Source organism: Mumia spirodelae, assembly GCF_050632745.1.
Taxonomy (GTDB): Bacteria; Actinomycetota; Actinomycetes; order Propionibacteriales; family Nocardioidaceae; genus Mumia.
The window spans coordinates 1,215,812-1,229,058 of the sequence record NZ_JBODSD010000002.1 but is presented as its reverse complement, the minus strand read 5'-3'; the positions used below and the strand labels follow the sequence as shown (position 1 = coordinate 1,229,058).

Annotated in this window: 6 protein-coding genes; 3 read left to right on the top strand and 3 right to left on the bottom strand. The window is 71.0% G+C overall.

The window, feature by feature from the left end; genetic code table 11:
* Positions 1 to 73 precede the first annotated feature (73 nt).
* A complete protein-coding gene (locus tag ACQSSQ_RS15175; RefSeq protein WP_431327919.1) occupies positions 74 to 1,216 on the top strand; it encodes an acyl-CoA dehydrogenase family protein in 1,143 nt (380 codons plus the stop codon).
* A 27-nt stretch (positions 1,217 to 1,243) separates the two neighbouring features.
* Here ACQSSQ_RS15175 and ACQSSQ_RS15170 read toward each other — a convergent pair whose 3' ends face one another.
* Together ACQSSQ_RS15170 and ACQSSQ_RS15165 are read right to left on the bottom strand one after the other, a co-directional pair.
* Positions 1,244 to 2,959, bottom strand: coding sequence for an MFS transporter (locus ACQSSQ_RS15170; protein WP_431327918.1), 1,716 nt, complete (start codon positions 2,957 to 2,959; stop codon positions 1,244 to 1,246).
* Positions 2,956 to 3,435: a MarR family winged helix-turn-helix transcriptional regulator gene (locus ACQSSQ_RS15165; protein ID WP_431327917.1), complete on the bottom strand. Its 480-nt coding sequence runs from the start codon at positions 3,433 to 3,435 to the stop codon at positions 2,956 to 2,958. The genes ACQSSQ_RS15170 and ACQSSQ_RS15165 overlap by 4 nt, the downstream gene beginning before the upstream one ends.
* An 87-nt stretch (positions 3,436 to 3,522) precedes the next feature.
* On the opposite strand from ACQSSQ_RS15165, the gene ACQSSQ_RS15160 reads away from it, so the two are divergent.
* Positions 3,523 to 3,942, top strand: coding sequence for a universal stress protein (locus ACQSSQ_RS15160; RefSeq protein ID WP_431327916.1), 420 nt, complete (start codon positions 3,523 to 3,525; stop codon positions 3,940 to 3,942).
* Positions 3,943 to 3,948: 6 nt separating this feature from the next.
* Here the strand turns inward: ACQSSQ_RS15160 and ACQSSQ_RS15155 are convergent, their stop codons facing one another.
* Positions 3,949 to 12,336, bottom strand: coding sequence for a DUF5979 domain-containing protein (locus ACQSSQ_RS15155; RefSeq protein WP_431327915.1), 8,388 nt, complete (start codon positions 12,334 to 12,336; stop codon positions 3,949 to 3,951).
* Positions 12,337 to 12,484: 148 nt separating this feature from the next.
* Here ACQSSQ_RS15155 and ACQSSQ_RS15150 point away from each other — a divergent pair, with 148 nt between their 5' ends.
* Positions 12,485 to 13,201: a MerR family transcriptional regulator gene (locus ACQSSQ_RS15150; RefSeq protein ID WP_431327914.1), complete on the top strand. Its 717-nt coding sequence runs from the start codon at positions 12,485 to 12,487 to the stop codon at positions 13,199 to 13,201.
* Positions 13,202 to 13,247: the final 46 nt, after the last annotated feature.

Here is a 13,247-nt window from a genome sequence, read left to right as displayed (position 1 = left end):
ACCGAGGAACCCTCGCCGGTCGAGTAGGGCGAGGAACGAGCCCGTATCGAGACCCTCAACCCAGGAGCCCGCAGTGCAGCGCAACATCTTCACCCAGGAGCACGATGACTTCCGGGAGGCCTTCCGGACGTTCGTCGCCAAGGAGATCAAGCCGTACCACGACCAGTGGGAGATCGACGGCATCGTCTCCCGCGACATGTGGCTCGCCGCGGGCCGCCAGGGCTTCCTCGGCTTCATGATGCCGGAGGAGTACGGCGGCGGCGGGGTCAGCGACTTCCGCTACCACGCGATCATCGAGGAGGAGCTGGCGCACGCGCACGCGACGGGGGTCGGCTTCGCGCTGCACAACGACCTGGTCTCCGGCTACCTGCTGTCGTACGCGACGGAGGAGCAGAAGGCGCGCTGGCTGCCGGCGTTCTGCACCGGCGAGACGATCACCGCGATCGCCATGACCGAGCCGGGCACGGGATCCGACCTGCAGTCCATCGCGACCACCGCGATCGACCAGGGCGACCACTACCTCGTCAACGGGCAGAAGACGTTCATCTCCAACGGAATCCTCGCCGACCTCGTGATCGTCGCCGTGAAGACCGACCCGTCGGCGGGGGCGCGCGGCGTCTCGCTCCTCGTGCTCGAGCGCGGGATGGAGGGCTTCGAGCGCGGACGCAACCTCGACAAGCTCGGCCTCAAGGCGCAGGACACCGCTGAGCTGTTCTTCACCGACGTCAAGGTGCCGAAGGAGAACCTCCTCGGCGAGGAGGGCAAGGGCTTCATCTACCTGATGGAGAAGCTGCCGCAGGAGCGTCTGACGATCTCCGTCACCGCCGCCGCGGCGTGCCGGGCGGTCATCGACCTGACGCTCGCGTACGTCAAGGAGCGCAAGGCGTTCGGCCGCCCGATCGGCTCGTTCCAGAACAGCCGCTTCGTGCTCGCCGAGCTCGAGACCGAGGCACAGATCGCGCAGGTCTTCGTCGACCGCTCGATCATGGAGCTCAACGCGGGCACGCTCTCGGTCTCCGATGCCGCGATGGGCAAGTGGTGGACGACCGAGCTGCAGAAGAAGACCGTCGACAAGTGCCTGCAGCTGTTCGGCGGCTACGGCTTCATGTCGGAGTACCCGATCTCCAAGGCGTACGCGGACACCCGCATCCAGACCATCTACGGCGGGACGACCGAGATCATGAAGGAGATCATCGGGCGCACGATGGGGATCTGACTCCGGGCCGTACGGCGGTGGTGGCGGCTAGACCCCGGCGGGAACCTGCGGGTGGTTCACGACCACGAGGCTGGTCCGCGCGTGCCGCAGCAGCTCCTGGCTCGCCGACTCCTCGACGAGCGCGCCGAGGTCGCCGGTGGTGCGCGGCGGCCCGATGACGAGGGCGCGTGCGGCCAGCGCGTTCGCGTACTCGGCGACCATGCGTCCCGCGGCACCGTGCCCCGGTGCGTGCAGCAGCACGTGCCCGACGGCGGGGACGCCCGACGCGGCCAGCTGCTCGAGGTGCTCGCGCACGACGGCCTCGGCTGCCGGCAGCTCCTCGGTGTCCGTGGCGCCGTCCGGCGTGATCGCGGACTCCTGCGCGTGGACGACGTGCACCGTGCGGCCGTAGCGCTGCGCGAGCCGTCCCGCCGCAGCGGTCACCTCCGCCGCAAGGGGCGTGCCGTCGATCGCGGCCACGAGGACGCCGTCGGTGTCCGCCTGCAGGCTGGCCGCCTGCGCGACGACGTGGTCGCGCGGGGCTGCGGGCGCAGCGACGTCGACCGCGTGCGGCTCCGCCTGTGCGGCCTCCGCGGCGTTGAGCGCCTGGTGGGCGGTGGCAAGGATGCCGATGCCGATCACGACGACGACCGCGGCGACGTAGAACGGCACGTGCATGTCGAAGCGCTCGACGAGCTTCCCGGCGAAGAACGGGGCGAGGCCGCCGCCGATGAAGCGGACGAACCCGTACGCGGCCGAGGCGATCGGGCGCTCGACGGGCGAGATCGTCATGACGGCCTGCGTGGTGACGGTGTTGTTGACGCCGATCACGACGCCGGTCGCGATGACGGCGACGATGAGGACAGTCCGCTGCTCGACGAACAGGCCGATGAGCAGGACGAGGACGCCGAAGACGGCGAGGTTGGCGTAGAGCGTGCGGGCGATCCCGAAGCGCGCCTGCAGCCGCGGGGCACCCACCACGGAGAAGAACGCGACCAGGAGACCCCAGCCGAAGAACACGAAGCCGAGCTCGATCGCGCCGAGCTCCATCGGGTACGGCGTGTAGCCGAGCACGGTGAAGAACGCCCAGTTGTAGCAGAGCGCGGTCAGCGAGAGCGTGAGCAGCCCGCGGTGCCGCAGCGCGAGCAGCGGCGCGACGAGGGAGGTCTTCTCCGCGGGCTTCGGGGTGGGCTCCACGAGCACGACGGTCGCGATCAGCGCGATCGCCATCAGCGCCGAGACGCCGTAGAACGGTCCCTTCCAGCTGACCTCGCCGAGCAGGCCGCCGATCAGCGGGCCGACCGCGATGCCGAGACCGAGCGCCGCCTCGTACAGGATGATCGCGCCGGCGAACCCGCCGGACGCCGACGCCACGATCACCGCCAGCGACGTCGCGATGAAGAGCGCGTTGCCGACGCCCCAACCGGCCCGGAATCCGACGATCTGGCCGACGGTGTCCGACGAGCCGGCGAGCGCGGCGAACACCACGACGATCACGAGGCCCGCGATCAGGGTCTTCTTGGCGCCGATGCGGCTCGACACCCAGCCGGTGAAGAGCATGGCGATCGCGGTCACCACGAGGTAGCTGGTGAACAGCAGGGACACCTGGCTCGGCGTCGCCTGCAGGTCCTCGGCGATCACGGGCAGGATCGGGTCGACCAGACCGATCCCCATGAACGACACGACGCAGGCGAACGCGACGGCCCACACCGCCTTGGGCTGCTTGAACGGGCTCGCGACCGCGGTCGCAGAGGGGGACGTCACGAACGCTTCCTTCTTTCGGGGGACGGCGCAGCCGTGAGGGGCTGGGCGTCGGGGGACGGGACGACGAGGCGGGTCAGGGCCTCGAACGCCGGACGGGCGTCGGCCAGCGCCTGCTGGTCGGCGGGGGAGAGGTCGGCCAGGAGCGCGCTGAGGAGCTCGGTGCGGGTGGTGCGCCGGTTCGACAGCCACGCGGAGCCGTCGTCGGTGATCGCGACGAGCACGGCGCGGCCGTCCTCGGGGTCGGCCTCGCGGCGGACGAGCCCGGACCTCTCGAGTCGGGTGACCAGCTGGGTCATCGCGGGCTGGGTGACACCCTCGGCGGCGGCGAGACGGGTCAGTCGTGCCGGGCCGGAGCGCTGGAGCGTCGCCAAGGTGCCGACGGCGGTCAGGGACAGGCCGGACGGAGCGAGGTGGCGCAGCAGGCTGGTGAGCCGTTCGAGCGCGACGGCGAGGTCGCGCGCAGCCGCAGATTCCATAAGGACGTTATATCACTTGCTTATGCAGTTCCGGAATCGCCGCCCGCCGAGGTCGCCCGGCGGGCCCGGACCCGACAGGATGGCCGCATGAGCGAGTCACCACAGAAGACCGGGACGATCGTGGTCGGCAGCGACGGGTCCGCCGGGGCCCGCCGAGCCCTCCACTGGGCGATGACCGAGGCCGACCTGCGGGGCGCCGCCGTCCAGGTCGTCGTGACGGTCGACCCCGAGAAGTCGTCCGTCGAGACGATCGCCGAGGGTGAGCGCATCGCCGCCGAGACGGCCGAGGCAGCCGCGCTGCACGACGGCGCCGCGGAGGTGACCGTCGGCGTCCACGAGGGCCTGCCGGTCGACGTCCTGCTGTCGGTCGCCGCGGGCGCACAGATGATCGTCGTGGGCAGCCACGGCACGTCGTCGATCAAGCACAACGCTCTCGGCGCGGTCAGCGACGTCCTCGCGCGCACGGCTCCGTGCCCCGTCGTGATCCTCCCGATGGGGGCCGCCTGACCTCGATCACTCCGGGCGGCGCCTCCGCAGGATCGTGAGCCCGGCGGCGAGCAGGGCCAGCGCCAGGAACGCCATCCAGGACGAGACCGGGCTGCCGGTGCCGGGCAGGTCCGACCCGCCCTCGTCGTCCGATGCCGCGGCGGCGTCGAAGCGGTTGGTCACCACGACCTCGACCGGCTCGTCCGCCGCGCCGACGGTGACCGACCCCGGGTCGATCGTCGTCCGCTCGGCGCCGCCCGCGTCGGTCTCGGTCACCACGCACTCCGCACCCACGGGCAGGTCGTCGTACGTCGCGGTGAGCCGGTCGGGCCGCTTGAGCGTCCGGTCGGCGCCCCCGGGCACCTCGATCTCCTCGTCCTCGCCGTCCACCTCGCGGGTGCAGGCGAGCGACACGGTGAACGCCTTGCCGCCGCGCTCGTCGGCGCCGGGCCCGGTGATCCGCTTCTCGACGACCAGCCCGCCGACGTCGAACGTGTTGGTCACCGTCACCGCGACCGGCTCCTCGGCGTCGTCGGTGATCGTGACGGCGCCGCTCGGGTCGACGGTCGAGCTCGTCGCGCCGCCGGTCGCGGTCTCGGTCACGACGCAGTCCGCCCCCACCGGGAGGGCGTCGACCGTCCACGACGGGTCGGCGCCGCTCAGCGTGTGCGTGCCGTCGAAGACGGTCGTCGGGTCGGCGTCGTCGTACGTGCACTCCAGCCGCACCTCGAAGTCGCCGCCGCCCCACCGGTCGGCCCCGTCCCCGGTGATCTCCTTGGTGACGGTGATCGCCCCGATCGGCATCGTGTTGGTGTAGCCGACGAGCGTGGCGGTCGTGCCGCCTCCGACCAGCGTGAAGGTGCCGCTCGCGGTGTCGGTCTGGTCCTCCGGCGCCACGATGGCGCCGTCCTGGGTCACCTCGACCGCCGTCCCGGTCGCGGACCCCGCGCCGGTCTCCTCGACGGCGCACTCGGTCCCGACCGGGAGACCGGTGAACTCCTTCGTCTGCCCCTGCGTCAGGGTGAACGCCCGATCGGCCTCTGGCAGGACCTCCTCGCCGAGGAAGGTGCAGGTCGCCGTGAACGTGAACTCCGTCGTGTACGTGATCGGCTCGCCCTCGGCGTCGGTGGCGCCGTCGACGGCCTTCGAGACGGTGAAGCCCGTGGCGTCGTACGTGTTCGTCACGGTGATCTCTGCCCGTGGCAGGACGACCGGAGGTCCGGCCGAGAAGATCGGGATCGTGACGGGGCCGCCGAGGTCGACCTCCGTCGCGCCCGAGGCGGCCTCGCTCTCGACCTGGCACTCCGAGTCCTCGGGGATCGGAGCGAGGAAGACGGGGCTCCCGTCGCCGGGGAGGGTCACGACCCCGCCGTTCGGGAGGGCGACGTTGCCGCCGGCGCGGGTGCACACCACCGTCACCTCGAAGTCGTCCGGTGCGAACTGGGCGGCGTCCCCCTCGACGGCCTTGTTGAGCACCAGCCAACCCGGGGCGTAGATGTTGATCCCGCGCAGCACGACCGGCCCGGTCGTCTCGTCGCCGACCGTGAACGTGCTCGGGGTGACCGTCCAGAAGATCGGCGTCGGGGTCCGGACGGTCTCCTCGACCGCGCAGGTGGAGCCCGTCGGGATGCCCTCCCACGTCACGGTCTCGGGGTCGCCGTCGGCGTAGTCGATGGTGCGGGTGTCGCCGCCGGGGATCTCCACCGCGACCGTCTCCCCGTCGACGACCCGGGTGCACGCGATCGTGAACTCGAAGTGGCCGACCTCCCGGACGTTCTCGAGGTCGTTCGCCGCGCCGTACAGCTCCTTGGTGAGAGACACCGAGCCGACGGTGAAGGTGTTCGTGACCGTCACCAGCGCCGGGTCGTCGACGTCGTCGCCGACGGTGAACGTGCCGTTCTCGATCGCGACGTCGGTCGCCCCGGCGTTCTGCGGCTCGGTCACCGTGCAGTCGGCGCCGGTCGGGAGGTTCGTGACCTCCCAGGTCAGGTCGTCGGGCGGCGTCAGCGTGTGCGTCGCGTCGTAGACCGTCGTCGGGTCGGCGTTGTCGAGCGTGCAGACCAGACGCACCTCGAACGGCCCGTCGCCCCACTGGTCGGCGCCGTCGCCGGTGATCTCCTTGGTGAGCGTCATCGCGCCGACGGTGTAGGTGTTGGTCACGGCGACGGCGTTCACGTGGACCCCGTCGTCGTCCGGAGCCAGGGTGAACTCGCCCGACGTTCCGTCGGTCGGTTCGCCCGGCGCTCCCGGCTGCGTGACGACCATCGACGTCGAGGCCGACCCGCCCGTGCCTGTCTCCTCGACGGTGCAGTCCGCCCCGGCGGGCAGCTCGTCGAAGACCTTCTCCTCGCCGTCGTCGAGGCTGAACGTCCGGTCGGCCTCCGGCACGACCTCCTGGCCGTTGAAGAGGCACGACGCGGTGAAGTCGTACGTCGCGTCGTAGACGATCGGGTTGCCGTCCTGGTCGACCGCCCCGCCGTTCTCGACGGCCTTCGAGACGGAGAAGCCGGCCACGGCATAGGTGTTGGTCGCGGTGATCTGCGCGAGCTCGACCGTCTCGGGGAACGCCGGGTCGACGACGTCGTCACGGTCGGTCTGGTCGTTCAACGCCGTGATCGAGCCGGAGGTGCCGTCGGTCCCCGGCGGGTCGTACGTGACCGTGGCGCCCTGCGCGATCGGCTCCTCGGTGAGCGTGCAGTCGGCGTACAGGGGCAGGTTGATCGTCTGGCCGCTGTTGTACGTGACCAGGGTGCCGTCGGCCTGCAGCGTCACCAGGCTCGCGTCATTGCCGTCGGAGTCGACCAGCGGCACGGTCTCCGGCCCGGAGACGCAGCGCACCCGGAACGTGTAGGCGTCGGGGTACGTGACTCCGGGCAGGTCCGCGCCCTCCACCTGCTTCTGCAGCGCGAGCTTGCCGATCGCCGTCGCGACGCCGACGCGGGTGGGCTCGACGACGGGGCTGACGATCGTCTGGTTCCCCGTCACGCCCTGCGTGCCGGACGCGACGGAGTTCCACGCGATCGGGAACTCGCCGTTCACCCCGTTGTCGACCGCCCATGCGGTCCGGGTGTCGAGCGTGAGGTGGATGGCGCTGCCCGGAGCGAGGCCGGTGCCGTCCTCGTCGTAGGTGATCACGAACTTCACGGCGGAGGCCCCGGTCAGCTCGGCCTCGGTGGTGTCGTCCGTCACCTCCGTCCACGCCCGGCCGTTGACCTCGTCGTAGCAGGGGTCGGTGGTCGGGATGCCGCCCGGCGTCGTCTCGTTGAGGATGTCGGCCGCGTTGCACGCCGATGACGGCGTGTCCATGAGGTAGTACCACGTGACGGACTTGGCCAGCTCGTCCACCTCGTCGAGGTTGCTGGTGGGGTTGCCGACGATGGTCGTCTCCCACTCCGACCCGCGCGGCGTACCGGTGATCACGCCGACGTCGCCGTAGCGCGGGAAGCTGTCGATGCCGGCGATCACGTGCGCCGGGACGTTGCCGGCGTTCTGCGCCGAGTACTGCCAGCGCTCGATGCCGCCCGGTCGGGTGATCGGCACGCACGGACTGCGGTAGTAGCCGTTCTGGCCGTTCGGGCTCTCGCACGTCTCCGGCGCGCCCGTCCCGGTGACGAGACGGCCGAGGTCGTCGTAGTTCGGGTCGCCCTCGGCGGCTCCGGCGACGCCCGCGCCGACGCCCTTCACCGACTTCTGGACCACGAGCGGGCTCGCGGCCCGGGGAGTCGTGTGCGTGGTGGCGGTGCAGTCGTCGACGACCTCGCTCGTGGAGGAGATGGTCTGGTTCGTCGTGTACTGGCAGGTGTCGAACGGACGGTCGCTGGTCGCGGTGACGCTGTTGCCGACCGAGGTGCCTGGCGGAAGCCCGGGCCGGAACTGCAGCGGGGCGCGGACGGTGAGCGTGTCGCCGGGCTCGAAGACGAAGCCGTCGGGCACCGTGATGCTCAGCAGGCCCGTCTGCTCGTTCAGGCTCGCCGAGAAGCCCGCGGTCGACTTCGGGGTGCCGTCGGCGCCGACGAGGGTGAAGGAGTAGGCAGGCACGGGCTCGCCGGAGGCGTCTCGCGGCTCGACCAGCAGGGATCCCTGGGCGTCGGTCGCGATCTGGTCGGAGAGCTCCAGGCCGGTCATCGGCCACTGCCCGGTGTTCTGGAACAGCAGGACGTACGGGATCGACTGCGCGGGGACGTACGACGGCGGGTCGGTGTCGCTGCCGTTGCCGGGAGCCTTCGTCACCCTGATCTCGTTCGGCAGGTGCCGCAGCAGCGTGGTCGCGGTGGCGTCGTCGTCGGCCGTCCAGACCGTCCCGTCGGGGTTGAGCCACGTGCCCTCGGCGTGCACGTCGACCGTGTCGGTGGTCTGACCCTGGACGGTCTCGCCGGGAGCCGTCTCCATGCCGGGTCGGGTGGAGGGGACCGGGGTGTCGTCGCCGCCGTCGGGCCCGATCCGCAGCGTGTCGCGCTGCGTCGCCCCGAAGCTGACGACGAGTCGCGGGTTGTTGGGGCGCTCCCACTGCGTGCCGTCCTCGTTGCGCGCGGAGATCCGGAGACCACGCACGTCGTCGGCGGCGACGCCGCTCGGCAGCGTCGGGGTGATCGCGCCGCCCGCCCCGGACTGCACCCAGTCGCCCTCGACCCAGCACGCGGTGAGGTCGGTGGCGCCGTTGCACAGGGCGACCGGCGCGCCGGACCCGTCGAGCTCGTACGTCACGCCGACCAGCGCGTCGACCTTGAGCTGGCGGATCGGGAACTGCAGCTCGAGGGGAGCGAAGGAGTCGAAGTCGAAGGCGTTCCAGAACGTCTCCGTCGTGTCGGTGAGGGTCATCTCCTCCGTGCGGACCGTCCCGGTCGGCTGGCCGCTGAGCGTGACGAGGTACTGGTTCGGCTCGTCCTCGTACCGCTCGGCCGGGGCGATGGTCTTGCCCGGCAGCACGCCGTACGTCGGCTCGGCGAGCGTGAACCCGTCGGTCGCCTGGTCGGTGACCGTGTCGTGCGGGTTGCTGCCCGTGACCCCGGCGACGTTCGGGATCTGCGTCGAGGAGGGGGTCGGCGGTTGCCCGGTCACGCGGTTGGTCACGCGGAGCTGGAAGACGAGCTCGACGTCGGCGGTCGCCTGGGACTCGATGAGCCCGGTGTGCACGACCGAGATGCCGGTGACGTCCGCGAGCTCGTCGGGGGTGAGTGCCTGGGCCGCGGCCACCGAGTACGCCGTCGGGGTCGCGCTCCAGTCGCGGTAGAGGAGCACCACGGTCTCGGTCGCGCCGGCGGGCGTGGTGATCTCACCGATCTCGTAGAGGTTGAGCGTCTGGAACGGCTCGGGCTGCAGCGCAGGGCTCGCGCTCGGGTCGTCGATGCGCAGCGTGCGGAGCTTGGACACGCTGTCGTTCGTCGCGCTGAGGTCGGCGGTGATGAGGGGGTAGTCCGTCTGCGGCGTGTCCACCGGAGGGATGCCGAGGACCTCCTGGTCGAACGTCTTGGTGATGTCGACGTTCACCGGCTCGTCGACGATGAGGATGTCGGCGAAGTCCGTGGTCGAGCGCTCCTCGTCGCCACTGATCATCGTGCCGTCGACGGTGTTGCGGACGAGCCCGGCCTGGTCCGTGTTGTAGGTGTAGTCGTGCGTGTCGCCGAGCACGGCCTGCGTGGGGTCCGAGCGCAGCTGCTGGCGGAGCTGGAAGGTCAGGTCGAGCGGACGGTCGTTGCCCGCGGTCCGGGCGACGCCGGTGCCGACCTGCGGGTCGGTGGGGCTCGTGATGCGCTCGGCCCGGGTGGGGCTCTCCTCGTACGTGATCCGGACGCCGATCGTGGTCGCGCGCTGCTCGTCGGACAGCGTGTAGCCGCCGAACTGGCCGTCGCAGCCGTTCGCGCAGGCGTCGTCGGTGATGTCCACCCAGCCGATCCCGTCGACGTAGAGCTCCACCGACGCGATGGCGTCGAAGGTCATCATCGGGTCGGTGGCCGCCGTGATCGGCTCGATCCGGTACAGGTCCCACGCGTCGAACAGCGACGTCGCCACGTTCTGCGGATCGGTCGCCGGGTCGGTGATCACGTACTGGTCGGCGGGGAAGAGGTTGGTCCCCCAGGAGATCCGTGCGGTCCGCTGGTCGTCGGACAGCGACGGGACGGTGGCGCCGGTCTGCTGCGGCGTGCCGTCGACCAGCCAGCCCTTGTCGATGGTGTCGGGTCCCGGGCCCGGCGGGACGGGGTTGATGACGACGTCGTCGTCGGCGGTCGCGTTGTCGGTGGGATCGACGGCGTTGGGGTTGTGGACCTCGCTGCCGGCCTCGTTGCCGACCGTGATCGGGTCGCCCTCGGGGTCCGGGACGGCGGGGCCGGTCCCGTCCCGCAGCTCCTCACGGAGCTCCACGTTCTGGTAGGTGATGACGTTGAAGCCCGGCGGGAGGAGCTCCCCCTCCTTCGGGGTGAAGGTGTAGCGGATGCCCTGGATCGCGTCCTGCTCGTCGGCCGTCGGCGTGTACGTCCAGGTCGCGGGACCCTCGACCGGCCCGGCGAGCGGAACCCACTCCGTACCGTTCCAGTACTCGACCGTCATGTCGGCGTTCGCGGGGACGTCGGTCGGTCCGAACGAGGTGACGTCGAAGTGGTTCCAGAAATCGCTCGGCACGGCGGACGGGTTGGGCGGGTCGGTGATCTGGAGGTACTCCGAGCCGGTCGTCGAGGGTTCCTTGTCCGCGCACGTGCCGCAGACCTGGCCACTGATGTTGACCGTCGTCCCCGCCCCGGGGACGCCGGGGAGCTCGCCGTTGCCGATGTTCTTGGTGACGTCGGTGGTGACGCGCAGCGGGTCACGGGTGAGGTCGGCGTCGTCGGTGACGACGTCGCTCTCCTCGCCGTTGGACGCGGTGACCTGGGAGGAAGCGGTGTTGGTGGTGGTCACGGACTCGTCGCCCGGCAGCGGGTCGGCGGTCACGGTGAAGGGGAGGTTCGCGTACGCGTTGGCGTCGATGGGCCCGGTGAACGTGATCGTGTAGCCGCTGACGCGGTGGCCCTCGGTCGGACCCGGGATCGTGTCGACGTCGGTGGAGGTCTTCGGGCCCTCGGTGAACCCGTCGTCGTAGGTGTACTGGATCGAGACCCCGGTGGCGGCCACCGGCCACTCGACCCCGTCGGTGAACCCCGTGAAGGTGATCCCCTGCGCGACGAAGTCGGGAGTCCCGGCGGCCGGGTCGGTGATGACCATCTCGGTGACAGGGGTGCTTCCGTTCGTCACGCGGACGGTCGCGGTGGTCGACTGGCCCGGCGTCAGGTGGTCCACCGCGTACGACTTGTCGACCGCGACGCTCGGCGGGTTGCGCTCGAGGACGACGGTGTCGTCGTCGGTGACCGGGGTCGAGGAGTCGTCGCCGAGGTTCACCTGGGACGACGCGGTGTTGGAGACCGTCTCGGTCGTGCCTGGAGGGATGTCGGTGACGTTGTCGCGTGTCTCCGTGTCGAGGACGATCGCCGCCTGGCCGTCCTCCGGGGTGATCGGGACGGTGCCTCCGTCGGCGCTGAACGTGAACCGCAGGCCGTGCACCTCGGCGAGGTCGACGCCGGCCAGGAGCTCGTTCGGGTCGTCGGGGATCGGCGTCGTCGCGGTCCCCGTGTGCCAGACGCCGTCGGCGTCCTGCCAGTCGACCTGGACCGTGTCGGCTCCGGCGGGCGGGGTGATGCTCGCGATGCCCGTGAGCTCGAGGTACTCGAACGGGTCCGCCGCGCCGTCGGCCGGGTCCTGGACGACGAGCTCGTCGACGGCCGCGTTGGACGTGTTGGCGCCGCCGATCTCGAACTGGACCGACTGGCCGGGCACGGCGGGGATCGGCGTGTCCGGCGTGAGGTTCTTCGTGACGGTGGAGTCGAGGACGAGGGGAACCTCGAGGGTGACGTCGGCGCTGTCGGTCTTGGTCTCGGCGTTGTCCGCGGTGACGGTGGCGGTGTTCGTCAGGGTGCCGGCGTCGTCGAACGTGGCGTCCTCGGGGACCATCACACTGACGACGATCTGCACGGTCTGGCCGGTCGGGAGGCCCGTGAGGCCCGAGCCGGTGTCGCCGGTGAAGTCGACCGTGAAGCCGTTGTCGCCGTCGAGGGTGACGTCGCTCGGGGCGGGGCCGACGACGACCACCGGCTCGGGGTTCGACGGGTCGAGGACCAGCGGCGCGGGGAGCGTGTCGGTGACCTGCGCGGCGTCGCAGCCGCTGCCGACGGTGTTGGAGCACCCGACGGTGAGCGTGTAGCTGAAGGTGTCGCCGGGTTGGAAGGGGCCGGGCTGGCTCGCCGACTTGCTGAGGGTGAGGAAGCCGTCGCCGTCAGCGGCGGCCGGGCTCGTCGACAGGAGCCCTCCGAGAAGAAGCACTCCGAACAGCAGCGTGATGAGCTTCCGTCGGCGCGTGCGACCGGCCGTCTGCCCCGTCGAGCGATGCATCCCCTACCCCCGTGTGCGCGGTCCACCGCCGTCCGGGCACGACGGTGTCGGCCCTGCGACCCTATCGGCGATTTCTGCCCCCAGCGACCAGGAAATCCGGTTCGTCCTCGCGGGGCACCCGCCGTCGGCGCGGGTCTAAGGTGCCGACATGGTCCAGGCACATTCCGAGCGCCTCTCCGTCGAGCAGCTCGCTGAGCGCGTCGGCATGAGCGTCCGCACGATCCGGTTCTACGCCGGACGCGGGCTGATCCCTCCGCCGGTGCGCGAGGGGCGCAACGGCTTCTACGGCGCCGACCACCTCGCGCGCCTCGAGCTGGTGCGCGAGCTGCAGGCGCACGGCTTCACGCTGTCGGCGATCGAGGGCTACCTCGAGCGGTTGCCGGAGGCGGCGAGCCCGGGCGACGTCGCCCTGCAGCGCACCATGCTCGCGCCCTGGTTGTCCGACCTTCCGGAGACGGCGGAGCGGGCGACGCTCGAGGCCCGTGCGGGCAGGCCGCTGTCGGACGACGACATCGAGCTCCTCGTCGCGCTGAGGGTCGTCGAGCCGACCCCGGACGAGGACGTCTTCCGCGTCTCGCCCGCCCACCTCTCGATCGGGATCGAGCTGATGGACCTCGGGCTGCCGCTCGACGGCGCGGTCGAGGCCGAGCGCATCTTCGAGACGCACGCGCGGGCGATCGCGGAGGAGCTCACCGAGGTCTTCCGGGTCAAGGTGCTCCCGCACTACCGGGCGAGCGGCGAGTCGTCGGAGGCGATCGCGGCGATGGTCGAGCGCTTCAAGCCGCTCACGGTCCAGGCGCTCGTGACGGCCTACGAGAGCGCGGTGAACGAGACCAAGCGCGAGATCGTACGACGGCGGACGTAGGGTTGCGTTCGGAAACCGTCAGGTCTGTTCGTAACTGAGGAGCCGT

Coding starts and splice junctions, on each gene's coding strand:
- ACQSSQ_RS15160 (WP_431327916.1), top strand. CDS start 3,523: ATGAGCGAGTCACCACAGAAGACCGGGACGATCGTGGTCGGCAGCGAC.
- ACQSSQ_RS15150 (WP_431327914.1), top strand. CDS start 12,485: ATGGTCCAGGCACATTCCGAGCGCCTCTCCGTCGAGCAGCTCGCTGAG.
- ACQSSQ_RS15155 (WP_431327915.1), bottom strand. CDS start 12,336: ATGCATCGCTCGACGGGGCAGACGGCCGGTCGCACGCGCCGACGGAAG.
- ACQSSQ_RS15165 (WP_431327917.1), bottom strand. CDS start 3,435: ATGGAATCTGCGGCTGCGCGCGACCTCGCCGTCGCGCTCGAACGGCTC.